Here is a 25,062-nt window from a genome sequence, read left to right on the forward strand (position 1 = left end):
TTAGGTTATTTGATTTTTAACACTTTTATAGCATCTATAGCAGATTTTAGCTGCATGTCCTCATTGACTTTTGCTTGAGCCAGTATAGTCTTATCTTCTTTTGCTTCATCTTTTTTAGCTGTTAAATTTGTATCTTGCTTATGGTCTGCGATTTTTGTTAGCTCATTTTCAAGATGTTTTTTTAATTCACTCTCTTTTATCGCAAACATACTCGATTCCTCTTGAGGAACCTTGCCAGGAAATACTTTTATATCAGGAGTTACGCCTACCGCTTGTATTGTTCGTCCACTTGGCAGGTAATATCTAGCTATAGTAAGCCTTAGCGCCTCTTTTCCGTCTACCGGTAATATTATCTGCACGCTTCCTTTACCAAATGTGTTTTCTCCTACAACAACAGCTCTTTTATGATCTTGTAGAGAACCGCTTACAATCTCGCTAGCGCTTGCACTTCCGCCGTTTACCAAAACAACCAAAGGAAGATTTGTTATTTTGTTGCTTCTTGATGCCTTGTATTCTGAATTTTCACTTGAATTTCTTCCTTTTTGAGAGACGATTATTCCGCTATCTACGAATAAATTTGTAAGTCCGACCGCTTGGTTTAGGAGTCCGCCGGGGTTATTACGAAGATCTAGAACAATACCTTCCGCTTTTGGATATTTTTTAATAAAATCTTCAGCTTTTTGAGTAACATGTTTATCGAAATTTGTTACTCTAAGATAGAGTATATTTTCATTTTCTATCATCTTTGCATAGACTGATTCTACAGATATTATATCGCGAATCAGTTTGATGTCAAACGGCTTTGGCTCGCCTTTTCTTACTATTGTTATGGTTATAGGCGTTTTAGGCTTGCCGCGCATCTTGTTTATAGCTTCTTCTATTGTCGTGCCAAGGGTTGCGTTGCCGTCTATTCTTAAGATGATATCTCCGCTTTTTACACCAGCTTTATCGGCAGGAGTGCCTTCAATAGGCGATATAACCGTAAGTGCGCCATCCTTAATGCCTACCGTGATACCAAGTCCTCCAAATTCACCGTTTGTCTGAACTTGCATATCCTTAAAGGCTTTTTCGTTTAAAAATCCAGAATGCGCATCAAGGTTGTTTAAAAGCCCTTCGATCGCCTTATCCACAATCTCTTTAAATTTCATGTCGTCTACATAGTACTTTTCAATCGTTGATATTGTCTTTGTAAGCTTAGAGAGAGCTTCCACTCTTGCGCTCGCATCATCTTCATTGTTTTTTGCATTCAGGTTTGCTGTGATTAATGTGGCGGTAAGTGCTATAGAAATCAGTCCTGAAGTGAAAAAAATCCCCTTCCTACTCAAAGAATTCTCCTATATATTAAATAGGCTTAATTATAGAAAAAATTGTATAAAAAGTGGCTAAATTTAAGCTATTAGGGATTTAAATTTTAGAAATTAAAAGATTGATTTATATAAATTTTGTGTTAAATTTTAAACAAATTATAACCAAATTTATATATTTATATGCAATGCATATACTAATGAAACTTGACAATACTTCACTAAAGTTATATAATATAAATAATATAAAACTAAATAAGGAGATAATATGGCAAACATAGGCGAAAGCTTAACTGCACAGATGCAAGAAACCCTTGAAAACGGTATAAGTTTAGCTTTGCACGCTAAAAATCCGCAGGTTATGCCTTTGCACATTTTTTGGGGTTTGGTGACGGACTCGGCTTCCATACTAAATCAAGTCTTTAATCAGATGTCAATCTCAAAAAATGCTGTTGATTTAGAGGTCAAAAGCAAAATTTCAAGCCTTGCGACAAGCTCAAACGTAAGCAAAGAAAATATCCAAATTTCTCGCGAGCTTTTAAATTCGCTTGAGAGCGCAAAGGCTCTTATGGTAAGTATGGGCGATAGCTTTATAGCGGTTGATACTTGGATAATTTCTGCTTTAGAGCTTAAAGAGATAAGAGAAATTTTGGCTAAATTTACCGATGCTCTTGAGATCAAAAAGAGTTTAGAAGCCATTAGAGCAGGGCGCAAGATAGACACTCAAACAAGCGACGAAACTCTTGATAGTTTGGAAAAATTCGGTATCGATCTAACCAAAAAGGCTATAAACGCCGAGCTTGATCCGGTTATTGGACGAGATGAAGAGATAACTAGGATGATGCAAATTTTAATAAGAAAGAGCAAAAATAATCCTATCTTGCTTGGCGAACCGGGCGTTGGAAAAACGGCTATCGTCGAAGGGCTAGCTCAAAAGATAGTTTCAAAAGACGTTCCCGTAAGTCTTATGAACAAGCGAGTTATCGCGCTTGATATGAGCGCTCTTATTGCGGGCGCAAAGTATAGGGGTGAATTTGAAGATAGGCTAAAGGCCGTCATAAACGAGGTAAAAAGCGCAGGCAATATCATACTTTTTATCGATGAAATTCATACTATCGTCGGTGCGGGAGCGAGCGAGGGAAGTATGGACGCGGCAAACATCCTAAAGCCTGCGCTTGCAAGAGGAGAGCTGCATGCCGTGGGTGCAACGACACTAAAAGAGTATAGGAAATATTTTGAAAAAGACGCCGCGCTTCAGCGCCGATTTCAGCCTATTGACGTAAAAGAGCCAAGCGTAAATGAGGCCTTGCAAATTTTGCGCGGTATAAAGGAGCGTTTAGAGGTTCACCATAGCGTAAGCATAACCGACAGCGCTTTGGTAGCGGCTGCAAAGCTAAGCGACCGCTATATCTCAAACCGCTTTTTGCCCGATAAGGCGATAGATTTAATCGATGAGGCAGCTGCCGAGCTTAAGATGCAGATAGAAAGCGAGCCTTATGAGCTGGCTAAGATTAAGCGCGAGATAGTTACCTTGCAGGTTGAAAAAGAGGCGCTTAAGATGGAAGATGAGGCTAAAAACGAAGAGCGTCTTAAAGAGATAGAGAAAGAAATTGCCGATCTAAACGAGAAAAAGCAAGCTCTTGAAGTGAAATTTGAAAATGAAAAGAGCGTCTTTAACGGAATTTCAAATGCAAAAAAAGAGATAGAAACTCTTAAAAACGAGGCTGAGATAGCTCGTAGAAACGGCGATCTTCAAAAGGCTGCCGAGATAGAATACGGCAAAATTTTAGACGCTTCAAATCGCCAAAAAGAGCTTGAGGTAAAGTGGGAAGAGATGAAAAAGGCGGGCGTGTTGCTTAAAAATCAAGTTGATGAAGAGCTTGTTGCGGGAATTTTAAGCAAATGGACGGGAATTTCGGTTTCAAAGATGCTAACGAGCGAGAAGCAAAAATATCTGATGATAGAGGATCATTTAAGAGATAGCGTGGTAGGTCAAGATCCTGCGCTTCACGCTTTGGCAAGAGCTATTAAACGAAATAAAGCGGGGCTTAATGAAGGTTCTCGTCCGATAGGATCGTTTCTTTTTCTTGGTCCAACAGGCGTGGGTAAGACGCAGTCGGCTAAGGCTCTGGCTAAATTTTTGTTTGATGACGAAAGGGCGCTTATACGCTTTGACATGAGCGAATATATGGAAAAGCACAGCGTGAGCCGCCTGCTTGGAGCGCCTCCGGGATATGTGGGATACGATGAGGGAGGACAGCTAACCGAGGCCGTTAGAAGGCGTCCTTATAGCGTGATACTATTTGACGAGATAGAAAAGGCGCATAAAGATGTATTTAATATCCTGCTTGGTATCATGGATGACGGGCGAGCGACGGATAATAAGGGTGTTACTGTTGATTTTAAAAATACGATCATTATCCTAACTTCAAATATCGCTTCAAATTTTATCATGGATTTAAAGGGTGAAGAGAGGGAAGAGGCTGTCAAAAACGAGTTGAAAAGCTACTTTAAGCCAGAGTTTTTAAACAGACTTGACGATACTATCATCTTTAATCCGCTAAGCGAAGAAGGGCTTGCTCAAATCGTAGCAATTATGTTTAAAGAGCTTGAAAAGACGCTTCTAAATCGCGGCATTAAGGCTAGCATGAATGAAGAGGCTAAGAAATTTATAGCCAAAGCCGGATTTGATATAGTATATGGCGCTAGACCGCTTAGACGCGCACTTTATGAGCTTGTTGAAGATCGTTTAGCCGATATGATACTAAAAGACGAGCTTGAAAGTGGTGATGAGATCATAGTTGGCAGTGATAAAGAAAAAATTAATATAATCGTAAAAAAATGAGAATTTTGAGCCGGTTTTTAATCGGCTCAAAATTTAAAATTTAATATTCAGGGCTACATATGCGCCAACACTGCTATGTTTGGCTTCATGCTTACTAAACTTTGCGTAGTCGCCTTTTATGCCAAATTCTAGTTCGGCATTGTTTAAATTTGGATTAAAGATCGCGGAGCTTACAATAGAGCCTACTTTGCCACCTACAACAGCGCTATTTAAATTGCTTTTTTCACTTATATATCCTCCACTAAATTTTCCATTTGCTTTATAAGTCATTTGCTCTAGACCACCATATCCGCCAACTACTAGTTTGATATTGTCTGTTATAGAAGGTGTAAAATCAATACCCAGAATGTATTTTTTATGCTTAAAGCTTAAGTCACCGTGTCCGTCTGTTTCTATTTTTGCATCTATTTTTTTGCAAATAAAGTAATATCCGGCATAAGTTCTAACTAAGCCAAAATCATAGCCTAGCTTTAGACCGATCAGTCCATATTTTTTATCGTCAAACTTTACTTTAGATGTAGTGTTGCTATATTTAAAATCAGTTTGTGATTTAAAATTGTAGTTACCTTCAAATCCAAACAAAAAACCACTTTCAGCCATTGCTGTCGCTGATATCAAAGAGGTTATCAAACCTATTTTGATTAAACTTTTCATTTTCTACGCTCCTTAAATAAAATTATTCGGCGATAATATCTTCTGTTTAGTTAAAATTGACTTAAAAATTTTTAATTATATTATGCCTGTCTATTTAAAGTTTTTCTTGGTATCTCAAGATAAAATTTTATAGAAAGTAAAAAACATTCTTATGCTAAAATGGGTTAAATTTAAAAATTAATTTGAAACACTTTGATTCGTAAGCAACAAATAATTTTTTAAGTTTTTTAGATGATAAAAATTCAAATGCACATAGCTTTACCGAAATGCAATTTATAAAAATCGCCTAAATTTCATTCTTACTTTCTGTTTAGATCCTCTGCCACTTTCGCGGCTAGCTTTAGTTTCTCGCTATCAAAGTGCGTATAAATTCGCGATGTATTTAAGCTTGCATGCCCGAGCGCTTCTTGAACTAACACAAGATCTTTTTGTTTTTTATATAGCATTGTCGCAAAGGTGTGGCGAAGCATGTGAGCGCCGTTTTTTTCCTTGCGAATTCCTGCTTTAAACAAAATTTGCTCCACTATCCTACTTACGTAAGCTTGCGTTAGCCGCGTGCCTTTTTTGTTTATAAAGAGATAGCCTTCTTTGTTTATGTAGTTTATCGCGATAGCGTCAAGGTGGGCTTCGATAAGATGGCGCTTTATCATTACTATTCTGTATTTGTTGCCTTTGCCGCGAATTCTTATGGTATAAAGATCGCCATCTTCCGTTATATCCTTGCGCTTTAAATTCAGAGCCTCGCTCACGCGAATTCCCGTAAATATTATCGTCTTTATGATGAGCTTGTTTCTGTTTGTATTTACCTTAAAGTCGCTATTTTCGATAGCCTCTAAAAACCTCTTAACTTCTTCCTCGCTCATAAATTCAGGCAGTTTTTGTCCCCTCGTTCCGCTTATGCCGCCCCAGTTTTTAAGTGAGATGTCGTATATGTGGGCTCTGCCGTCCTCTTCGTTTTGCTTATCTAAAAACGAAAAGAAATTTATAACCGAAATTCTGTAGTTTTTCTTACTTGCATCACTTAGTCCGCCCGTCGTGCTAGCTAAAATTTCGCTTAAAAGCTCTTCGTCTATCTGTTTTAAGCTCTCAAGCTCGTAAAAGCAAAGCGTCTCATAAATTTTTTTAAGTGGGTTAAAGTAGGTATTTATACCGGTAAGTCCTGCGTTTCTGGCTGATTTTACAAGTCCGTCAAGCTCGTTTATGCTCCTTACGCTACGGCTTAAGGAATAATTTACGCTAGCAAGAGCTTTTGGATCTCTTAGCTCTTTGTTTGAAAGCGAACTTAGCTTAAATTTAACGTATCTCGTTAGCCAAAAAAGAAATGACTTTTCAAAACTATCTTTACAATCAAGCGGGTATTTCAAATGTTTTCCTTGCGAAATTTTAAATAATGGAAATTATATCAAATTTATACACCTGAAAATATAATTAAAATAAAAAGTTAAATTTAACAATAACTTTAAGTTAATTTATGTTAAATTTCTCAAGTTTTAAACTTTTTGATAAAGGGGAAAAGAATGCAATCAACCTGTAATTCGCGTCGCAGCTTTATGGCTGCTGCGGGACTGTTTGTTGCGGCTACCGCTTTAAAAGCCGCACCGACTAAGTTTGAAGAGGGTAAAGGGGAGCGCTTTGGTATGGTGATAGACCTTACGCGCTGTATCGGATGTCAATCCTGTACTATGAACTGTGCTATGGAAAATGACGTTCCCGCAGGGATGTTTAGAACTATAGTTTCAGAATACGAAGCTTACGCAAAAGACGGCAAAAGAGCTGCTATGGCTTCACTTCCAAGACTTTGCAATCACTGCGAAAACCCTGCTTGTATCGATATGTGTCCAACCGGCGCAAGTCATCAAAGAAGCAACGGTATCGTTAAGATAAACAGCAGCGAGTGTATAGGCTGCGCGCTTTGCGTCGAGGCCTGTCCGTATCACGCAAGATACTTTAATCCGACTACTCTAAAAGCCGATAAATGCACATTCTGTGATCATAGACTTCGTGCGGGACTTCTTCCAAGCTGTGTGGAAACCTGTGTAGGCGGAAGCCGTATAATGGGTAATTTAAACGATCCGAATTCAAATATCAGAAAATTTTTAGCAACTCACGAGACTATGGTTATAGATAGTCCGAAAAATACAAATCCGCAAGTGTTTTACTACGGAGTTAGCGAGGTTTTAACCAAAAACGACGTAGAAGCGGAGAAGGAAGCAGGCTATAAACGAGTCGTTCATTGGAACGAAGAGATAACACTTTAAGAGGAGCTAAAGATGCAAAGACGAGATTTTATTAAAAAAGCTATGATTGCCTCGGCTCTTCCTATGGCTGCCGTTGCAAGTAAAGATGAAAAGATAGATGATTATAAGGTTCAAGGAAATTCCCATGAGCCTGAATTTAAAGTAATAGACGGCAAAGTCGTCATGAATGAAGGACACTCCATAGTATTTTCTATGTGTCACGGGTGCACCACAAAATGCGGTCTTAGGCTTCATATAGACGATAAAAACGATCGCGTTCTTCGCTCTGTGGGAAATCCTTTCCATCCGCTTGCAAATTTCCACTGGATGCCTTACAACACCTCTATAAACGATGCGCTAATAGCTACGACCAGAAGCGGCAATGACGATCAGAGAGCTACCGTTTGCGTTAGGGGCGCTATGCTTCCTGAGATGCTTTATTCGCCGATTAGAATTCTCTCTCCGCTTAAAAGAGTCGGTAAAAGAGGCGAGGGCAAGTGGCAGACTATCAGCTTTGAGCAGCTCATAGAAGAGGTCGTCGAGGGTGGCGATCTCTTTGGAGAAGGACACGTAGACGGTCTTCGTGCTATCTACTCCGATGAGCTAATCGATCCTGAAAATCCCGAATACGGCACCAAACGCAACCAGCTTTTAAGCTTTTATCTATATGACGGTAGAAGCGATATTGTCGATAGATTTATGAAAAAGTCATTTGGTACCGTTAATCACTACTCGCACGGCGGAATTTGCGGCGGCGGATTTAGAGCGGGCGGCAAGATAGCTCACAACGCGGGCGGATTTGCTCATACTAAGCCTGATTATGAGCACTCTAAATTTAGCATTTACTGGGGAACGGCACCCGGCAATGGCGGAAATCCTTTCCAAAAGCAAGCTAAGATGGTGTCTTACGCAAGAAGCGAAGATAACGGATTTACTTACGCTGTCATCGATCCGACGGTTTCAAATTCTATCAAATACGCCACAAGCGATAAGGCTCGTTGGATAGGCATAAAGCCCGGTATGGATTCAGCGCTTGCTATGGCGATGATAAGATGGATAATCGAAAATGAAAAATACGCTACAAACTACCTTATCCAGCCGAATTTAGAGCAAGCCAAGCTGGCTGGTGAAATTCACTGGTGTAATGCAACTCATTTAGTCATAACTCAAAAAGGACATAAAGATTACGGCAAATTTGCGCGAGTTAATGACGAGTGGCAAGTATGCTCGCAAAGCGGTAAAATCCAAAGCTACAAAGTAAACGAGCCTGCCAAACTATACTACAAAGGCAAGATAGAAATAGATGGCAAAAAAGTAGCCGTAAAAAGCTCTATGCAGCTTCTTAAAGAATCAGCCTTCAAGCACACCATGAAAGAGTATTCAGAGCTTTGTGGTGTAAGTATGGACGATATACTTTGGCTTTGTGAAAATTTCACAAAAAACGGTCGCCAAGTAAGCACGAACGTGCACGGCGGCATGATGCACACGCAAGCTGCAATGAGTACTTACGCGATACTTTGCTTAAATACACTCATGGGCACTTACGGCTACAAGGGCGGAAACGTAAACGCAAGCGCAGGCACGCATAAATTTATGAGCGGTAGATATGAGCTTGAGAAATTTGACGGCGCATATAAGCCAAGCGGTGTGAATTTGTCCCGCTCGGGCAAATACTACGAGACAAGCTCGGAATTTAAGCGCAAAGTAGCAGCAGGTGGCACGGGCTATCCTGCGACTCAACCTTGGTATCCTATCTCTATGCCGCTTATAAATGAAACTCTTACAAGTCATGCTGTCGGATATCCTTATAAGGCTAAAATTTTTATAAACTACATGACAAACGTCATCTACGGACAAGCTGGGCTTGAAACGGCGGTGAAAGACTCTCTAAAAGATAGCAGAGATCTGCCGCTATTTATCGGTATAGACGCATTTATGAACGAAACAAATGCCTATGCCGACTACATAGTGCCTGACGGGTTAAATTTAGAAAACTGGGGTATGCCAAACGCACTTTGGGGAACTATAACCAAAACCTCGGTCGTGCGCTATCCTGCGGTAACTCCAAGACAAGATAGGGATAAAAACGGCACACCGATAGACGTGGAGCTATTTTATATCACTATCGCTAAAAAGCTTGGGCTAAAAGGCTTTGGCAAAGGTGCGTTTAAGGATAAAGACGGCAATACTATGGACCTTGACACTAAAGAGCAGTTTTATGCAGCCGCACTTGCGAATTTAGCCTTTGACGGCGAAGCGGTAAGCGACATCAGCAAGGAAGATGCCGAGCTTAGTAAAATTCACAGAGTTATGCCAAAGATAGAAAAATATCTCAAAAAAGAAGAGGTGGCAAAGGTCGCTCACGTGCTTGCAAAAGGCGGAAGATACGATGATTATACGACTGCATATAAGGGCGATAAGGCAACTGTCAAAGTGCCTGCGCCAAATCCCGCCTCGATATACTACGAGCCGCTTGGTGGACATCGCCACTCTATCACTGGCGAATACATGCCGGGTACGCCTACGCTGATGAAGCCGGTAGCAAGCGATGGAACTCCGCTTGAAAAATTCTTCCCGAAATCCGAGTGGAAGTATCTGGTAAGCTCGAAAAAATCAAACGCGCAGCACTACTACACTATAATGAGCGATAGGATGAGAAGTATACATCCCGTAAATTTCGTGCGTATCAGCGAAGATATAGCAAAAGAGAAGGATATCAAAACGGGCGATGAGGTAAAAATAGTAACTCCATACGCAAGCGCAAAAGGCACGGCATTTGTAACAAACGGCGTTGCAAAAGGCGTTATAAGCCTTGAACACGGCTTTGGACATACCGAATTTGGAGCTAGAACCCACTATATAGACGGCAAACCAGCTCTTAGGATAGAGGGAACCGAGGTTGGTATAAATCACAACCTGCTTGGCCTGCTTGATCCAAAACGCAAAGGCAAATTTAGCCTTAACGACTGGCTTGTAGGCACTTGCGCCAGACAAGCGTTACCTGCAAATATCTATAAAATTTAGCCTTTTAGGCGCTAGGCTAGCTATCTTGGCTAGCCTAAATTTCTCAAATACATAGTAAAATATCTCTTTTAAAAAGCAAACAGGAATCATCTTGTATTAGTTTGCGAAACAATAAAATGAGATTGTGTTTTGAGATGATATTTTCTATCTTTACTAAAATTTTAATAATCCGTTTTCATCGTATTTAAAATCAGGACCCCACACCACTTCCCAGTAATAGCCGTCCAAATCTGTAAAATAGGCATGATATCCGCCCCAAAAGACATCTTGCGGCTCTTTTACGATTACTCCTCCCGCCTTTCTTACTAGCTCAATAACCTCATCTACCTCTTTTTTGCTCTTTACATTATAAGCAAGCGTAATTCCCGCAAAACCGCTACCTGTCGGCGGGCTGGATTCATTAATGTCCTTGCTTAGCAATTCAAGTGGGAATAACTCAAATTTTGTTCCAAAAGTATCGAAAAATACAACATTTGGATTACTCTCTTTGAAGTTAGTTTTAAATCCTAATTTGTCCCTATAAAACTCCAGAGCCTTCTTCATATTTCTTGTTCCCAGACAAACGCAAGTGATTTTATTCATTTAGTTCTCTTAAATTTAGATTTATTTTGTCATAATTACGTATTTTAATTGTTTTCTATCACCCTTTTTGTTTCAAGTGCTATCTCAAGCTCTTCGTTTGTAGGAATGATTAAAGTTTTTATAGATGCTTTGTCAGCGTCTATACACCTAGCTCCGCTTGCTTTAGCAAAATTTAATTTATGATCTATATTTATGCCAAGATGCGCTAAATCGCCGCAAATTTTCTCTCTACTATATGGTGCATTTTCTCCGATACCGCCTGTAAAGATAAGCGCATCAACACACCCAAGCACAGCATAGTAAGCTCCGATATATTTTTTGATACGGTAGCAAAACATCTCAAAGGCTAGGTGCGCTCTTTCGTCATGCTCCATCTTGGCTACTACCTCTCTCATGTCGTTTGAGCCGCAGATTCCAAGTAGCCCGCTCTTTTTGTTTAAAAAGGCATCGATCTCATCAGCCTTTAGCTCGCCCAAATTTAGCAGATAAGTTATTATAGCAGGATCCATATCGCCGCTTCTTGTGCCCATTATAAGTCCTTCAAGTGGGCTAAGACCCATCGAAGTATCGACACTTTTGCCGTTACTGACCGCACAAACCGAAGCGCCGTTGCCAAGGTGAAGCGAGATGGCGTTAAATTTCTCATATTCTATGCCAAGCATTTTTGCCGCGGTTTTTGTAACGTAGTGATGAGATGTGCCGTGAAAGCCATATCTGCGTATGTGCAATCGCTTGCAAAGTTCGTAAGGTAGAGCATATCTATAGGCATATTCTGGCATTGTCTGATGAAAAACGGTATCAAATACGACTACGTGAGGCACTTTTTCTCCGCTCTCTTGCATCGCATTTCTTATGCCGGCTAAGTGACCAGGGTTATGAAGCGGGGCGAGTATTGAGTTTTGTTCTATTTTAGCGATGACCTCATTATTCACTAAAGCAGACTCGGTAAAACTTTCTCCGCCATGTACTATTCTGTGTCCGATTCCGTCAAGCTCGCTTAAATCGTGCAGTATATTTGACGCCACAAAAAGACTTGTCATCACTTCAAGCCCTTCGTGGTGATCTTTTATAGCCAAATTTTTCTCATAAATTATATCTTTAGCTATATCTTTTAACTTGGCGTAAGAGTTGCTTTCTCCTATTTTTTCTATAAGTCCGCTTGCTATGACGTGATTGTCTTTCATGTTAAAAAGTTGAAATTTTATGGATGAGCTACCTGAATTTAATACTAAAATTTTCACTTTTTCTCTCCTGCTTGTATTGCTGTTATTAAAACTGTATTTATGATATCATCTACCAGGCATCCTCTACTTAGGTCATTTACAGGTTTTTTTAATCCTTGCAAAATCGGTCCTATGGCTATGCAATGACCGCTTCTTTGGGCTATCTTATAGCCTATATTGCCTGAATTTAAATTTGGAAATACAAATACATTAGCACGTCCCGCCACATCACTATTTGGTATCTTTTTTCTAGCCACTCCAATATCTATTGCTGCGTCATATTGTATAGGTCCTTCAACCTTAAGCTCAGGTTCAAGCTCGTTAATGATCTTTTTTGCCTCTTTGACTAGATCTGTGTCGCTTCCTTCGCTACTATTTCCAGTGGCGTATGAGAGTAGGGCGACTCTGGGTTCTATTCCAAACTCAACCGCTGTTTTAGCAGATGAGATTGCTATATGAGCTAGCGCATTAGCATCTGGATTTGGTATTACGGCGCAATCTGCATATATTAAAATTTCCTCGCCCATACACATTACAAATGAGCTTGATACCAATGGGCTATCAGGAGTTGTTTTTATGATTTGAAATGCCGGTCTAACGGTATCTGCGGTGTTTGTGCTAGCTCCGCTTACCATGGCATCGGCAAGCCCGGTTTGCACCATCATAGTGCCAAAGTAGGTTTTATCTAAGATCAGCTCTTTTGCCTTTTCCAGACTCATTCCTTTATGCTTTCTAAGCTCGTAAAGCTCTTTTGCAAAGCTCTCTTGAAATACGTTTTTTTCTAAATTTATAAATTTCACTCCGCTTAAATTTATACCAAGCTCATCGGCTCTGCTTTTTACGGCGGTTTCGTCTCCAAGAAGGGTTAAATTTACGGCTTTGGTTTGCATTAAAAGCTCACTAGCCTTTAGAATTCTCTCATCGTTACTCTCGGGTAAAACGACCATTTTTTTGTCTTTACTTGCCGTTTCTATTAGTAAATTCTCAAATCTAAAAGGAGTTATTATGCTCTGCTGCGCGTCCAAAACCTCGTCCAGATTTGAACTTATAACTAAATTTGAGTTGATATTTAGGGCTTTTAGATTTTTTTCACTAAAAACAGGAGTGTTAAGATGCCTGGCAAGAAGTAAATTTAACTCAAATTTCCCCAAATTTGAGAATGCTTCAAAGGCTCTAACTACCACTAGATCATGTTTTTTTTGTAGTTCGTTAAATTCTTTTATAATGCTTTTTATAAGCTCTTTTTCATGACCGTTTTCAAATGCTACCGCAGCCTCTTTGGTGCATATAAATCCGCCGATAGGCTCAAATACGGTTACATTTTTTAATTTTGCTGATATAATTTCATAAATTTTTGAAAAATTGGCAGTTATTAGATAAATTCCTTTAGATTTCATCTATTCTCCTTAAGTATTAGTGGAACTTTAATTGCTTAATTTTATCATAAATATTCAGATTAAGGTAAATTTTATGAACGCTAAATTTTATCTATTTTTTGTTTGTGTGTCGCTTATTTTTAGTGGTTGTGTGCCAAGCGCGGATCCTAAGATAGACATGAAACCGCCAGTATATGTAGAGCAATTGCCGGCAAAGCAGATAAATAATCAACCAAATACGGGAAGTTTGTTTGGAAGGGGTGATAATCCTTTGTTTTCAGACAGAAAAGCTATGAATGTTAATGACATAGTGACCGTAATTATAAGCGAAAGCGCAAATCAAAGCTCAAGCGGTAAAAGAAATACTAATAAAGATAGCACTATAAAGCTTTCGGGAGGCGTATTTAGCGCAGGCTCAGCCCCTTTATCTACGGTAGCGAGTCAGCTAAATAAACTTGGCGATATAGGTTTTAGTGCAGGTGGAGGAAATGAATTTAGCGGTGCTGCATCAAATAGTAGAGTTGAGAGCTTTAAAACGACTATTTCAGCACGTATTATTAAAGTTCTTGAAAACGGAAATTATTTTATAGAAGGCTCAAGAGAACTTCTTATAAATGGTGAAAAGCAGATCGTGCAGCTAAGCGGCGTCATACGCCCTTATGATATATCAAATTCAAATGAAATAGACTCAAAGTATATCGCGGACGCAAAAATTTTATATAAAACCGAAGGCGATGTGGATAAATCAACGAGAAAGCCGTGGGGAACGAAGCTTATGGAGGCTATCTGGCCTTTTTGATCGCTTGGTTTGGCTAAAATTTATTTTTGGCCATTATGCTCGGTCATCCTAGACCGAGTGCGCTCAACGGGCAGGCTTTAAAATTTAAATTAAACTATGCAGGTTCTGCCCGAAATATAAATTTGCTCTAAAATCATAAAATCTAAAACGACCAACCGCAAACAGATAAATTTATCCAAATTCTTATAAACCCCTTGCAATATCGTAACAAAACGAGGGTTAAAATTTAAAATCCAAATTTCATTTTACGCCTTTTTAAAGCTATAAAGCTTATAATTTAAACAAATTCAAAAAAGGCGTTGTTATGATAAAGGCAATTTCCGGCTCGCAGATGATCAGCGAAGCCTTGCATAAAGAGGGCGTTGAGATAGTTTTTGGCTACCCTGGCGGTGCGGCGCTTAACATCTATGATGAAACTTACAAGCAAAAGTATTTTAAGCATATTTTAGTGCGCCACGAGCAAGCTGCCGTTCACGCGGCTGATGGTTACGCAAGAGCAAGCGGCAAGGTCGGAGTGGCTTTTGTAACGAGTGGTCCGGGATTTACAAATGCCGTTACAGGGCTTGCTACGGCGTATTCTGATAGCATTCCTATCGTGCTTATAAGCGGTCAGGTCGCAAGCTCGCTCATAGGCACAGATGCCTTTCAGGAGATCGACGCGGTGGGAATTTCTCGCCCCTGTGTGAAACACAACTACTTAGTAAATAGCATCGAAGAGCTTCCAAGAATCTTAAAAGAGGCGTTTTACATCGCTCGCTCAGGTCGCCCGGGTCCCGTGCATGTGGATATACCAAAGGATATAACCGCTGCGATTGGCGATTTTGATTATCCACAAGAGATAAAAATGCTAACTTATAAGCCTACATACAAAGGCAACGCAAAGCAGATCAAAAAGGCTGCCGAAGCGATATCGGCGGCAAAAAGACCGCTACTTTATCTAGGCGGCGGAGTGGTAGCGTCAAGCACCAGCGAGCTTGTAAGAAAATTTGCTAAAAAGACAGGAATTCCTGCGATAGAGACTCTCATGGGACTTGGAGTTTTGGCTTATGATGATGAAAATTTACTTGCGATGGCAGGTATGCACGGAAGCTATGCTGCAAATATGGCGCTAAGTGAGACTGACCTACTTATCGCGCTTGGAGCGAGGTTTGATGATAGGATAACGGGCAAGTTAAGCGAATTTGCAAGATACGCAAAGATAATTCACGTGGATATCGATCCAAGCTCGATCTCAAAGATAGTAAACGCGCATTTTCCGATAGTTGGTGATCTAAATTTCGTCCTTGAAGAGCTCATAGAAAAGGTCGAAGTAAACCCTGAAAATATCAAAGACTGGAAAGATATCCTCTCTCGCTACGACAAGCTAAATCCGCTTGCATACAGCGATAGCGATGAAATTTTAAAGCCGCAGTGGGTTATAGAAGAGACTGCCAAGATAGCGGGCGATGATACGATCGTATCAACCGACGTAGGTCAGCACCAGATGTGGGCGGCGCAGTTTTATCCGTTTTCTCGTCCAAGACAGCTTATAACCAGCGGCGGGCTTGGCACTATGGGATATGGCTTGCCTGCGGCGATCGGTTCAAAGTGCGCAGATCCTAAAAAAACAGTTATAAATTTTACGGGCGACGGATCGATTCTAATGAACATCCAAGAGCTAATGACCGCAGCGGAAAACGGTATCGCGGTAATAAACATCATCTTAAACAACAACTTTTTGGGTATGGTGCGCCAGTGGCAGACGTTTTTTTACGAGAAGCGCTACTCTTCAACCGATCTTAGCGTGCAGCCTGATTTCGTAAAGATCGTAGAGGGCTTTGGCGGAGTAGGGTTTGTCTGCCGCACGAAAGATGAGTTTAGAAAGGCGCTAAAAGAGGCGATAAAGCTTGGCAAGGTGGCTATGCTTGACGTTAGGGTCGATCGCTTTGAAGACGTCCTTCCTATGGTGCCTGCGGGGGCTGCGATATATAATATGATATTAAAAAGCAAGGAATAAATGATGAGTATAAGAAGAGTAATTTCAGTCATCGTTCTTAACGAACACGGCGTGCTTTCGCGCATTTCCGGGCTTTTTGCAGGGCGTGGGTATAACATCGACACTCTTACCGTTGCGCCGATACCTGAGACAAATTTATCTCGCCTTAGCATCGTAACGGTGGGCGATGAGAAGGTGTTAGAGCAGATCGTAAAGCAGCTTCACAAGCTCATACCTACTTATAAGGTTATAGAAACGGGCGAATTTGTCGAAAAAGAGATGGCGCTCGTAAAAATTCCGCTAAGTGAAAATTTCGGCGGACTTGACGCGATACTTAAGGCTTATAACGGCATAGTTGCAAACACAAATGAAAATTTTATCGTTGTTATGGTGGCTGACGATACGATTAGAGTTAAAAATTTCTTAAAAGCCATCAAAAAATACAATCCGATCGACATCGTTTGCGGTGGGTCGGTGCTTATGGATATGTGATGAAATTAAGTGAAATTTATGAGATTTTAGAGCTGAAATTTGAAGGTGAAGAGCGCGAGATAACTGCGCTAAATTCGCTTGCCAATGCAAAAAATAGCGAACTAAGCTATTGTGACGGCGAAAAAAACGCAAAATTTATCGCAAATTCTAAAGCCGGAGCGATATTGGTAGGTGAAAATTTAAAGAAATTCGTGCCTGAAAATATACACGCGATAGTCGTGGAAAACGCTCATTTGGCATTTGCGATTTTAAGCAAATTTTTCGCAAAAGAGCTTTTTGCAAGCTCGCCAAAAGAGGCTCAAATTTCACCGAGCGCCAAAGTAATGCAAAACGTATATATAGGCTCGGGCGTAACGGTGGGCGAGGGCAGTGTGCTAATGCCGGGAGTTTTTTTGGGTGATAACGTAAAGGTCGGCAAAAACTGCATAATCCATCCAAATGTAGTCGTGTATAACGACTGCGTGATCGGCGATGAGTGCCACATAAACGCAAATGCGGTTATAGGCTCGGACGGCTACGGCTATGCGCACACAAAAACGGGCGAGCATATAAAAATTTATCATAACGGAAATGTTATTTTAGAAGATTTCGTAGAGATAGGTTCGTGCACGACGATAGATCGTGGTGTGTTTGAGCCGACTATCATCAAGCGCCACACAAAGATAGATAATCTTGTGCAGATAGGTCATAACTGCGAACTAGGGCAAGGCTGCCTTATAGTAGCGCAAACCGGTCTTGCAGGCTCAAGCAAGTTAGGCAGAAACGTCGTAATGGGCGGACAAAGCGGCACTACAGGGCATCTAAAAGTAGGTGATTTTGCTCAAATTGCCGCACGAGGAGGTGTCTCAAAAAGTCTAGAAGGCGGTAAAAAATATGCCGGTACTTACCCTATACTAGAGCTTAGCGAGTTTTTTAAAATACAAGCCAAGATATTAAGGTTTTTTAAAAAGTAGAAAAATTAAACTTTTCACACGGTGCAAAAAGTTTAATTTATTACGCCTCTAAATTCATCATAAGGCGGATTGCAAGGTTTGCTTGGTGGTTAGCGCAAATCGCTACGCGCGGTGCCATTAGTCCTTGTCCTGCTTTTGCGGCGTTGTTTAGATCACCACATATATGAACATTTTTAGCAAATTTTATTGTTTTTATTAAATTTGAACTATGATATCCCGCCATTCCGGAGGCAGCGATAATTTGCTTATCTTTTAAGCTCGCTCCGGCTTCGTTTACTATCATAGTTTTGCTTGCGACATTATCAAAAGCCTCGCAGATTATGGAGCATGGTGCAAAAATTTCCGCGACATTTGAGCTATCTAAAAAAATATCATGAGTAATTACATTTACAAACGGATTAATTTCGCTAATCATACTTTTTAAAGCTTCAGCTTTTTTCATTCCGATATGTTTTATAAAGTAATATTGGCGGTTTAGGTTGCTAGGTTCAACTACATCAAAATCAACAAGTACAAGCTTAGCAACCCCTACACGTGCCAGACTAATAGCTATATTTGATCCAAGTCCACCAAGTCCGGCTACTCCAATGCAACTATGTTTGAGCGCGTCATTTAGTTCAGGTGTGTTTCTAGCCTCTATCATAGAACGTAAAATTCCAGCTTCAGGCATAACTCCGCGTTTTATGAGCACAATATTTGCACCATCTTTTATATCTAAATTTTCACTGGTTGCAAAGCCATTGAGTATAAAGATATCCGGATTTTCAGCACTAAATTTCTTTAAAAATTGATATAGCTCTTTATTGCTAAAAATTTCACTCTTAAGCTCATCCATAGTTTTGGATTGAATTTTAAAATTTGCGCCATTTATAGTTACATTGGTCATTTTGCATCTTTAAATATTAGTAATTTTTGACAAATTCCGCAATTTTACTTATGCCTTTTATGATATTTTCCATACTTGTTGCAAAGCTTAGTCTAAAGTATCCGTCCATACCAAATCCAACTCCAGGCACGCAAGCTACTTTCGCCTCTTCAAGCAAGCGACGGCAAAATTTCATAGAATTAGGCTCAACCTTAGAGCAGTTTACAAATAGATAAAACGCACCTTCGGGCTTAAGCACGCTAAGTCCGTTTATGGAGTTTATCATCTCGCACGCTTTATCTCTGCGTTTGATGAATTCCGCTCTCATCATGGCCATATCTTCATCGGCTTTTCCGGAAAGTCCTGCTATCGCTCCTTCTTGGACGATCGAGCTTATGTTGCTTGTGCTTTGGCTTTGAAGCCTTTTAACCGCGGCGTTTAGCTCAGGTATCACGCTTGCCATATAGCCAAATCTCCAGCCGGGCATAGCTCCGCATTTGCTTAGTCCGTTTATGGTGATAGTGCGCTTAAACATATCTTCGCTCACGCTTGCAACTGCGGTAAAAGGAGTGTCGTAGCTAAGTTTTTCGTAAATTTCATCGCTTGCTATGAGAATTTTGGTATCTTTTAAAACTTCGCCAAGAGCAAGCAGCTCTTTGCTGCTATATATCGCACCTGTCGGATTGCAAGGACTATTTAGAACTAAAATTTTGCTCTTTGGCGTGATTACCGCTTTTAGTTGCTCAGGCGTTATCTTAAATCCGCTCTTTTCGCAAGTATCTATATAAACAGGCACACCGCCGCTAAATTTCACCATCTCAGGATAGCTCACCCAGTAAGGGCTTGGGATTATAACCTCGTCGCCGTCATCTATCAGCGCTTGAAAGATGTTAAAAAGCGAGTGCTTGGCGCCTACGTTTGTTATGATCTGGCTTGTCTCGTATTTTAGCCCGTTTTCACGCTCCAGCTTTGAAACGATAGCTTTTAAGACATCAGGAGAGCCCGGAACCGCAGTGTATTTGCCACATCCCTTATCAAGGGCTTTTACGACTGCGTCTTTTATAGCTTTTGGAGTGTCAAAGTCCGGCTCGCCCGCCGAAAAACTGACGACATCTTCGCCTTTTGCTTTCATCTCTTTAGCAAGTGAGCTGATAGCTATGGTAAGCGATTCGCTTAATACTTGAACTCTATTTGACAGCATGTTTTTCCTTTTTGTGAAATTTAAGATATGGTTTTTAGATAACCGTTATCGTTTAAAAAGAGATACATCTCGCCTAAAATTTGCTTTTTTTGAGTCTCATTTACTAGTTTTGATTTCTCAATTCGTTCGCTTAGGGTGTCTTGAATTTCGTATATATCGTAGTCAAGATCTTCCATGATATCAAGGATCGATTGGCTTTCAAGCAGGTGAGCCACTTTATAGCCGTTTTCTTCTATATCTATCGTCGCTTCGGTAGGATGAGTGAAGAGATTGTGCTTCATGCCAAGCACCTCCTGATAGGCTCCGACCATGAAAAATCCCAAGAAATACTCCTCTTTTTCCACATCAATATCATGCAAAAAGAGAGGATTAAACTCATCGTCAAATCCAATCTCCCCGTCGCTATCGCATGTGATATCCCAAAGCGAGGCCGAGCGGGTGGGGCGAATATCAAGCCTATCAAGCGGCATGACCGGGAAATTTTGCTTAAGTCCCCAAAAATCAGGCAGCGATTGAAATAGCGAGAAATTTATAAGGTATCTTTCTTGAACTTCCTCTTGTAGCTTTAAAAGCTCCGGATTATTTTGCTTAGTTCCAAGCATTTTTACCGCTTTTTTGATGATAAGGTGGGTTAAAATTTCAGCGTTTGAGCGATCAACCAGATCCACATATCCAAGGTCAAATAGCGTTAAAATGCTTTCCATATGATCCATACTATCGTGCAGATACTCCATCGCATTTGACGCTTTTATCGTGTTTAAAAGATCGACTAGTTCGGTTATGAGCTGAGGATTTTTCTTCTTAAGTGCAAGCTTTTCTTCTGTGTAATCCTGAGAGAAAAGCTCAAGCACGGGCGCAACGAGCACTGCATGAGAGGCGGCTACGAAGCGACCGCTTTCTATAAATATATCCGGCTCAAGCTCATTTTTTTGATTTGCGATGGTTTTAAGCAGGTAAACCACGTCGTTTGCGTATTCGCTTAGGGTGTAGTTGCGGCTTGAATTTTCCTTAAACTGCGAGTATTCTATCGCTAGACCGCCGCCTAAATTTATCGCTTTAAGGTTTTTTGCTCCCATTTTTCGTAGCTCTGCATATATATTGCCCGCTTCTATTAGCGCCTTTTTAAGCGGATGGATTTCGGTTATCTGAGAGCCGATATGAAAGTGGATCATATTAAAGCAATCAAGCAAATTCGCCTCTTTTAGCAAATTTACGGCTTCAATAAGCTCGGTTGCGGTTAGTCCGAATTTAGAATTTATACCGCCGCTCTTTGCCCAAATTCCCGAACCCGAGCTATGAAGCCTGATACGAAGTCCGATGTTTGGCTTTGGCGCAAAGCGCTCTTTTGCCGTAGCTATGATAGCTTCAAGCTCGTTTAATCCCTCTATCGTAAGAGTGATATTATGACCCATTTCAGCAGCGATAAAGCCGATATTTATCATCTCTTTATCTTTAAAGCCGTTTACCGTTATCGGAGCGTTTTCGTTATTGTAAGCCATTACAAGTAAAAGTTCCGCTTTAGAGCCCGCTTCAAGCCCGTATCCGTAGCTTTTGCCGTGCTTAACCAGGTTTTTTACAAAGCCAGGGTATTGATTTACTTTAAGCGGATAGACGGCGTTAAAGTCGCCTTTGTAGTCAAATTCTTTAATCGCCGATTTGAAATTTGAATAAATTTGCTGAATTTGTTTTTTGATTAGATGCGGGAAGCGAAGCAGCAATGGTCCTCTATAGCCTTCGCTTCTAATATCTTTTACGATATCTATGATAGCGGGCTTTGAGCCGTTGTTTATGCATACCTTGCCGTTTTCGATGATAAAATTTGAATCACCCCATAAATTTAAACCGTAGTTATTCACCTAGCACTCCTTCAAGCTCATTTAAATTTATTGTCTTTTCAACTTTATTTTTTAGATTTTTATACCAAATTTTACCCTCTTTAAGCTCGTTTTCGCCCATGCAAAGAAAAATTTCGGCATTTAGGTTATCAGCGTTTTTAAGATGTTTTTGTAAATTTTTAGCCTCATAAGATATGTTTGTCTTGTGTTTTTTTCTTAAATTTATACCGGCTTGATGAATGATATCAAGACCTTCTTTATCAAGCGCGCAGATGTAAATTCCCTCTCTGTCGGTGCTATTTTCTCTTGAGCTTAAAATTTCCATTATACGCTCAACTCCCATGGCAAAGCCGACCCCGTAGCTTGATTTGCCGCCAAGATACTCAACCAGCTTATCGTATCTGCCGCCGCCTGCAACCGCACTTTGACTTCCTATCTCGTCGCTTATGAACTCAAAAGCCGTTTTGCAGTAGTAGTCAAGCCCGCGCACGAGCCTTGAATCTATCTCGAATTTTATGCCGTTTGCGGTTAAAATTTCTTGCAATTTATCAAAATCAGCCTTGCACTCTGCGCTTAAATTATCGATTATTAAAGGTGCGTCTTTGTAAATTTCTTGGCATTTTTGCTCTTTACAGTCAAGCACGCGGATAGGATTTGTATCCTTGCGCCTTTTGCAGTCTTCGCAAATGAGAGCCTCATACGAGCTTAGAAATTTAAGCAGCTTCTCGCGGTAAGCGGGCATGCAGCTGCTATCGCCAAGCGAGTTTATCTTAAGCGAGGTTTTGATGTTAAGCCTGCTAAAAATTTCATTTATCATCAAGATCACGCTTGCGTCTTCATAGACGCTTGGTTCGTTAAAGCACTCACAGCCAAACTGATGAAACTCCCTTAAGCGACCCTTTTGCGGGCGCTCATAGCGAAACATCGAGCCGTGATAAAAGTATCTTCTAACGCCTCCGGCTCTATCGAGCTTTGCTTCTATAAACGCTCTAACCGTGCCTGCCGTGCCTTCAGGGCGCAAGCAGACGTCGTTTTCGCCCTTGTCGATAAACTGATACATCTCTTTGCCCACGATATCGCTACTTTCGCCCACGCTTCGCCTAAAGAGCGCGGTTTGCTCAAGGTGAGGCGTCATGATAAAGCTATATCCGTAGTTTTTCGCCACCTCTTCGCAAATTTTAATGATATATTCGTAGGTTTGCCCGTTTGGAGGCAGGTGATCTTTCATCCCTCTTAATGCGCTAATCATCTATAAATTCCTTTATCAAATTTGTTATTTTATCCATCTCATCGCTTGCGTTTATAGTTAAAATTTCTATATCAAGCAAGCTTAAAACGCGCTTCATGCACTCTTGCACGTTTAGCAGATAATCCGCCCCGCGACTTTCTATATGATCAAGCTTACGAGAAAAAACGCGGGAGTTTAAAAGCTCTAAATTCGCCTCAAAAAACACTATCTTATCAGGTAAATTACTTCGCAGGGCAAATTTATTAAACTCAAGCAATTTTTGCACATACGCTTCATCGCAGGCTTTACCCGCACGGCTTTCATTTGCCATGGCGTAAGCCATGCCCGAGACAAATCCTCTATCGCTTAAAACTATCTTATCTTCGTTTTTGCTTATAATTTTATCAAAATGCTCGGCACGATCGGCCAAAAACAGCAAAATTTCAGCCTCTTTGCTAAGCGAGTTTTTGCCAAGCAAAATTTCTCTTAGCTTCTCGCCAAGCTTAGTTCCGCCGGGCTCGTGAGTGATAACGGAGTTTTCGTAAATTTTCGCAACTCTTCTTATCTGAGTGCTTTTGCCGACCCCATCAACCCCTTCAAACAGCACATACATCTAATTTTTTTCCTTTAAAATTTCTAAAATTTCATTTGGCACAAGCTTGCTCACATCGCCGTCATGCCTTAAAACCGAGCGCACGATAGAGCTTGATATAAAGGCGTTTTTAAGGCTTGGCATGAGATAAACGGTCTCAAACTCATCCCAAAGCGTGGCGTTTGCGTAGCCTATCTGAAGCTCGTATTCAAAGTCGCTAACCGCTCTAAGCCCGCGTATGACGATGTTTATATCGTGACTCTTGGCAAAATCCACAAGAAGATTATCAAAGCTGATAACACTTACATTTTTTAAATTTGCAGTTGCGATCTTAGCCATCTCAACACGCTTTTGGATATCAAAATACGGCTGCTTGCTCTCGCTTTTAGCAACCCCTACGATCACCTTGTCAAAAATTTTTGTAGCGCGCTTGATAACGTCTATATGTCCGTTTGTGATAGGATCAAAGGTTCCCGGATATATGCAAGATTTTTTCACTCTTCGCCCCATCTTTTATAAATTTGATTTTCTATACCAAGCCCGTCAAGCCACTTGCCGATGATGAAATTTTCCATATCTTCTACGCTTTTTATGTCGGCATAATACCCTAAAATAGGCGGCGCAATGATAACACCTAGGCTTGAAAGCTTTGCCATCTGCTCAAGTGCGATCGTAGAAAACGGCATCTCTCGAACTCCAAGTATTAGCTTTCTTCGCTCTTTAAGAGCAACCGCTGCGGCACGAGTTATAAGCGTATCGGCAAAGCCTGCGTGAATTTTTGCTAACGTGTTAATAGAGCAGGGGGCTATGATGGAAGCTTTTATGCCAAAAGAGCCTGAAGCAAGCGAGGCTGAGATATCGCTGTCATCGTAAATTTTAGCGTTTTTGATAGCCAAATTTAGCTTTTGCTCTTTTTCAAGCACAAGTTTAGCGTTTTTACTTATGATGACGTGACACTCGTTTGTTTTAGCTATCTCATTAGCAAGCTTAACGCCCAAATTTACGCCGCTTGCCCCGCTAATGCCTACTAGAATTTTTCTCATCTTATGATCGCTTGTTTTTTAGATACGATTGTAGCATAAAAAGTTTTGTTATCCTTGCTTCTTACTTTGATAATATCGCCCAAATTTCCATGTTCAAGAGCTTTAACCTCTATCACTACACTTAAAGAACCATCGTTTAAAACAGCTTGAATATTATCATTTCTTTTTACAAGAGTTAAAAACTCAAACTGTCTTTTTAAAAGAATTTCGCCATTTTTAATGTTTTGTTTTGATATTAGTCTTGATGACGGAATCTTGGTAAAAGAATCTTTTAAAAAATTATCAAAATTTACCATATCCATTTTATAGTCAGCAATGCCCAAAATATGCCTCATTGAGATATTTTTTACAGCTTTTAAAACAGGCATTAGAGCCTTAAACTCATATCTGAAAAAAAATGTTTTTTGTATGCCGTTTGCGTTAAATATAGCTCTAAAGGTTCCTTTTGAGTTATTTAAAGAGTTAATATAAATTTGATCTAGATTATAGGATGAGAAGTCTTTAGGAAATTCGTTTTGTGCCGAAATTTCAGGAAATTTGATAAATTTGATATCAGGATACTCTTTTGTAACGGCTATTAAAAACTCTTTTTGAAGTTTCTCAATCTCACTACAATCTTTTACAAAAATCATCTCGCCACCGCTTTTGTCTTCAAAATTAATAAGGCGAGACTTTGCGATACTGGCTATCTGGTTTGAGCTTATTTTAGCTGCCTTATTGCCGTTTAAATTTAAAATTTCTTCATCTTTTCCATCATATCCTAATGTTTTAAGGGTTATAGAGTCACTATTTATGCAATACATAGGGTTTAAAGCAATAGAGTTAGCGGATAAA

At 40.2% G+C, this 25,062-nt stretch carries 21 protein-coding genes; 7 read left to right on the forward strand and 14 right to left on the reverse strand.

Features of this window, described 5'->3' with window-relative positions; all coding sequences use genetic code 11:
• Positions 1 to 5: 5 nt before the first annotated feature.
• Positions 6 to 1,310: a S41 family peptidase gene (locus CDOM16190_RS08590; protein WP_502707521.1), complete on the reverse strand. Its 1,305-nt coding sequence runs from the start codon at positions 1,308 to 1,310 to the stop codon at positions 6 to 8.
• A gap of 262 nt (positions 1,311 to 1,572) precedes the next feature.
• Here CDOM16190_RS08590 and CDOM16190_RS08595 point away from each other — a divergent pair, with 262 nt between their 5' ends.
• Positions 1,573 to 4,149 (forward strand): ATP-dependent Clp protease ATP-binding subunit, encoded by a 2,577-nt coding sequence (locus CDOM16190_RS08595; protein ID WP_170020139.1) that lies wholly within the window; start codon positions 1,573 to 1,575, stop codon positions 4,147 to 4,149.
• A gap of 33 nt (positions 4,150 to 4,182) precedes the next feature.
• On the opposite strand, the gene CDOM16190_RS08600 is transcribed toward CDOM16190_RS08595, so the two are convergent.
• Positions 4,183 to 4,803: a hypothetical protein gene (locus tag CDOM16190_RS08600; protein WP_170020141.1), complete on the reverse strand. Its 621-nt coding sequence runs from the start codon at positions 4,801 to 4,803 to the stop codon at positions 4,183 to 4,185.
• 299 nt (positions 4,804 to 5,102) lie between these two features.
• Positions 5,103 to 6,167: a tyrosine-type recombinase/integrase gene (locus CDOM16190_RS08605; protein ID WP_170020142.1), complete on the reverse strand. Its 1,065-nt coding sequence runs from the start codon at positions 6,165 to 6,167 to the stop codon at positions 5,103 to 5,105.
• Between the two features lie 153 nt (positions 6,168 to 6,320).
• Between CDOM16190_RS08605 and CDOM16190_RS08610 the strand changes: the two genes are divergently transcribed.
• Complete coding sequence (locus tag CDOM16190_RS08610) at positions 6,321 to 7,061, forward strand: 4Fe-4S dicluster domain-containing protein (protein WP_170020144.1); 741 nt, start codon at positions 6,321 to 6,323, stop codon at positions 7,059 to 7,061.
• Positions 7,062 to 7,073: 12 nt separating this feature from the next.
• Positions 7,074 to 10,064, forward strand: a complete 2,991-nt coding sequence (locus CDOM16190_RS08615; protein ID WP_170020147.1) for a molybdopterin-dependent oxidoreductase — start codon at positions 7,074 to 7,076, stop codon at positions 10,062 to 10,064.
• A gap of 153 nt (positions 10,065 to 10,217) precedes the next feature.
• Here CDOM16190_RS08615 and CDOM16190_RS08620 read toward each other — a convergent pair whose 3' ends face one another.
• Genes CDOM16190_RS08620 through pta form a run of 3 tightly spaced genes read right to left on the reverse strand, consistent with a single transcriptional unit; the run spans position 10,218 to position 13,266 of the window.
• The gene (locus CDOM16190_RS08620; protein WP_170020149.1) at positions 10,218 to 10,646 is read right to left on the reverse strand and encodes a VOC family protein; all 429 of its coding nucleotides are present in this window, start codon (positions 10,644 to 10,646) and stop codon (positions 10,218 to 10,220) included.
• Positions 10,647 to 10,690: 44 nt separating this feature from the next.
• On the reverse strand, positions 10,691 to 11,887 hold the full coding sequence (locus CDOM16190_RS08625) for an acetate kinase (protein ID WP_170020151.1): 1,197 nt from the start codon (positions 11,885 to 11,887) through the stop codon (positions 10,691 to 10,693).
• Positions 11,884 to 13,266 carry a phosphate acetyltransferase gene (gene pta / locus CDOM16190_RS08630; protein ID WP_170020153.1) on the reverse strand — a complete coding sequence of 461 codons (1,383 nt, stop codon included), beginning with the start codon at positions 13,264 to 13,266 and terminating at the stop codon, positions 11,884 to 11,886. The genes CDOM16190_RS08625 and pta overlap by 4 nt, the downstream gene beginning before the upstream one ends.
• A 73-nt stretch (positions 13,267 to 13,339) precedes the next feature.
• On the opposite strand from pta, the gene flgH reads away from it, so the two are divergent.
• The 4 genes from flgH to lpxD all read left to right on the forward strand — a co-directional run bounded on the left by flgH (position 13,340) and on the right by lpxD (position 17,464).
• The gene (gene flgH / locus CDOM16190_RS08635; RefSeq protein WP_170020155.1) at positions 13,340 to 14,044 is read left to right on the forward strand and encodes a flagellar basal body L-ring protein FlgH; all 705 of its coding nucleotides are present in this window, start codon (positions 13,340 to 13,342) and stop codon (positions 14,042 to 14,044) included.
• A 307-nt stretch (positions 14,045 to 14,351) separates the two neighbouring features.
• A complete protein-coding gene (locus CDOM16190_RS08640; RefSeq protein WP_170020191.1) occupies positions 14,352 to 16,040 on the forward strand; it encodes an acetolactate synthase large subunit in 1,689 nt (562 codons plus the stop codon).
• A gap of 9 nt (positions 16,041 to 16,049) precedes the next feature.
• Complete coding sequence (ilvN, locus tag CDOM16190_RS08645; protein WP_170020193.1) at positions 16,050 to 16,511, forward strand: acetolactate synthase small subunit; 462 nt, start codon at positions 16,050 to 16,052, stop codon at positions 16,509 to 16,511.
• Positions 16,511 to 17,464: a UDP-3-O-(3-hydroxymyristoyl)glucosamine N-acyltransferase gene (gene lpxD, locus CDOM16190_RS08650; protein WP_170020157.1), complete on the forward strand. Its 954-nt coding sequence runs from the start codon at positions 16,511 to 16,513 to the stop codon at positions 17,462 to 17,464. The genes ilvN and lpxD overlap by 1 nt, the downstream gene beginning before the upstream one ends.
• A 40-nt stretch (positions 17,465 to 17,504) precedes the next feature.
• Here lpxD and thiF read toward each other — a convergent pair whose 3' ends face one another.
• From thiF to flgA, 8 genes are all read right to left on the reverse strand, one after another.
• Complete coding sequence (gene thiF, locus CDOM16190_RS08655; RefSeq protein ID WP_502707522.1) at positions 17,505 to 18,299, reverse strand: sulfur carrier protein ThiS adenylyltransferase ThiF; 795 nt, start codon at positions 18,297 to 18,299, stop codon at positions 17,505 to 17,507.
• 67 nt (positions 18,300 to 18,366) lie between these two features.
• Positions 18,367 to 19,530 carry a pyridoxal phosphate-dependent aminotransferase gene (locus CDOM16190_RS08660; protein WP_170020161.1) on the reverse strand — a complete coding sequence of 388 codons (1,164 nt, stop codon included), beginning with the start codon at positions 19,528 to 19,530 and terminating at the stop codon, positions 18,367 to 18,369.
• 20 nt (positions 19,531 to 19,550) lie between these two features.
• Positions 19,551 to 21,386 (reverse strand): biosynthetic arginine decarboxylase, encoded by a 1,836-nt coding sequence (gene speA, locus CDOM16190_RS08665; protein WP_170020163.1) that lies wholly within the window; start codon positions 21,384 to 21,386, stop codon positions 19,551 to 19,553.
• Positions 21,379 to 22,614, reverse strand: coding sequence for a histidine--tRNA ligase (gene hisS, locus CDOM16190_RS08670; protein WP_170020165.1), 1,236 nt, complete (start codon positions 22,612 to 22,614; stop codon positions 21,379 to 21,381). The genes speA and hisS overlap by 8 nt, the downstream gene beginning before the upstream one ends.
• Complete coding sequence (gene tmk, locus CDOM16190_RS08675) at positions 22,607 to 23,206, reverse strand: dTMP kinase (RefSeq protein ID WP_170020167.1); 600 nt, start codon at positions 23,204 to 23,206, stop codon at positions 22,607 to 22,609. Before tmk ends, hisS begins: the two co-directional genes overlap by 8 nt.
• Positions 23,207 to 23,683 (reverse strand): pantetheine-phosphate adenylyltransferase, encoded by a 477-nt coding sequence (gene coaD / locus CDOM16190_RS08680; protein ID WP_170020169.1) that lies wholly within the window; start codon positions 23,681 to 23,683, stop codon positions 23,207 to 23,209.
• Positions 23,680 to 24,228: a UbiX family flavin prenyltransferase gene (locus CDOM16190_RS08685; RefSeq protein ID WP_170020171.1), complete on the reverse strand. Its 549-nt coding sequence runs from the start codon at positions 24,226 to 24,228 to the stop codon at positions 23,680 to 23,682. Before CDOM16190_RS08685 ends, coaD begins: the two co-directional genes overlap by 4 nt.
• Positions 24,225 to 25,031 (reverse strand): flagellar basal body P-ring formation chaperone FlgA, encoded by an 807-nt coding sequence (gene flgA / locus CDOM16190_RS08690; protein ID WP_170020173.1) that lies wholly within the window; start codon positions 25,029 to 25,031, stop codon positions 24,225 to 24,227. Before flgA ends, CDOM16190_RS08685 begins: the two co-directional genes overlap by 4 nt.
• Positions 25,032 to 25,062 lie beyond the last annotated feature (31 nt).

The organism is Campylobacter sp. RM16190 (genome assembly GCF_012978835.1).
Classification (GTDB): Bacteria; Campylobacterota; Campylobacteria; order Campylobacterales; family Campylobacteraceae; genus Campylobacter_A.

Excerpts from the sequence above, each read along its gene's own strand:
- CDOM16190_RS08595 (WP_170020139.1), top strand. The coding sequence starts at position 1,573 with ATGGCAAACATAGGCGAAAGCTTAACTGCACAGATGCAAGAAACCCTT.
- CDOM16190_RS08600 (WP_170020141.1), bottom strand. The coding sequence starts at position 4,803 with ATGAAAAGTTTAATCAAAATAGGTTTGATAACCTCTTTGATATCAGCG.
- CDOM16190_RS08610 (WP_170020144.1), top strand. The coding sequence starts at position 6,321 with ATGCAATCAACCTGTAATTCGCGTCGCAGCTTTATGGCTGCTGCGGGA.
- CDOM16190_RS08615 (WP_170020147.1), top strand. The coding sequence starts at position 7,074 with ATGCAAAGACGAGATTTTATTAAAAAAGCTATGATTGCCTCGGCTCTT.
- CDOM16190_RS08620 (WP_170020149.1), bottom strand. The coding sequence starts at position 10,646 with ATGAATAAAATCACTTGCGTTTGTCTGGGAACAAGAAATATGAAGAAG.
- pta (WP_170020153.1), bottom strand. The coding sequence starts at position 13,266 with ATGAAATCTAAAGGAATTTATCTAATAACTGCCAATTTTTCAAAAATT.
- flgH (WP_170020155.1), top strand. The coding sequence starts at position 13,340 with ATGAACGCTAAATTTTATCTATTTTTTGTTTGTGTGTCGCTTATTTTT.
- lpxD (WP_170020157.1), top strand. The coding sequence starts at position 16,511 with ATGAAATTAAGTGAAATTTATGAGATTTTAGAGCTGAAATTTGAAGGT.
- thiF (WP_502707522.1), bottom strand. The coding sequence starts at position 18,299 with ATGGATGAGCTTAAGAGTGAAATTTTTAGCAATAAAGAGCTATATCAA.
- CDOM16190_RS08660 (WP_170020161.1), bottom strand. The coding sequence starts at position 19,530 with ATGCTGTCAAATAGAGTTCAAGTATTAAGCGAATCGCTTACCATAGCT.
- hisS (WP_170020165.1), bottom strand. The coding sequence starts at position 22,614 with ATGATTAGCGCATTAAGAGGGATGAAAGATCACCTGCCTCCAAACGGG.
- tmk (WP_170020167.1), bottom strand. The coding sequence starts at position 23,206 with ATGTATGTGCTGTTTGAAGGGGTTGATGGGGTCGGCAAAAGCACTCAG.
- CDOM16190_RS08685 (WP_170020171.1), bottom strand. The coding sequence starts at position 24,228 with ATGAGAAAAATTCTAGTAGGCATTAGCGGGGCAAGCGGCGTAAATTTG.
- flgA (WP_170020173.1), bottom strand. The coding sequence starts at position 25,031 with ATGTATTGCATAAATAGTGACTCTATAACCCTTAAAACATTAGGATAT.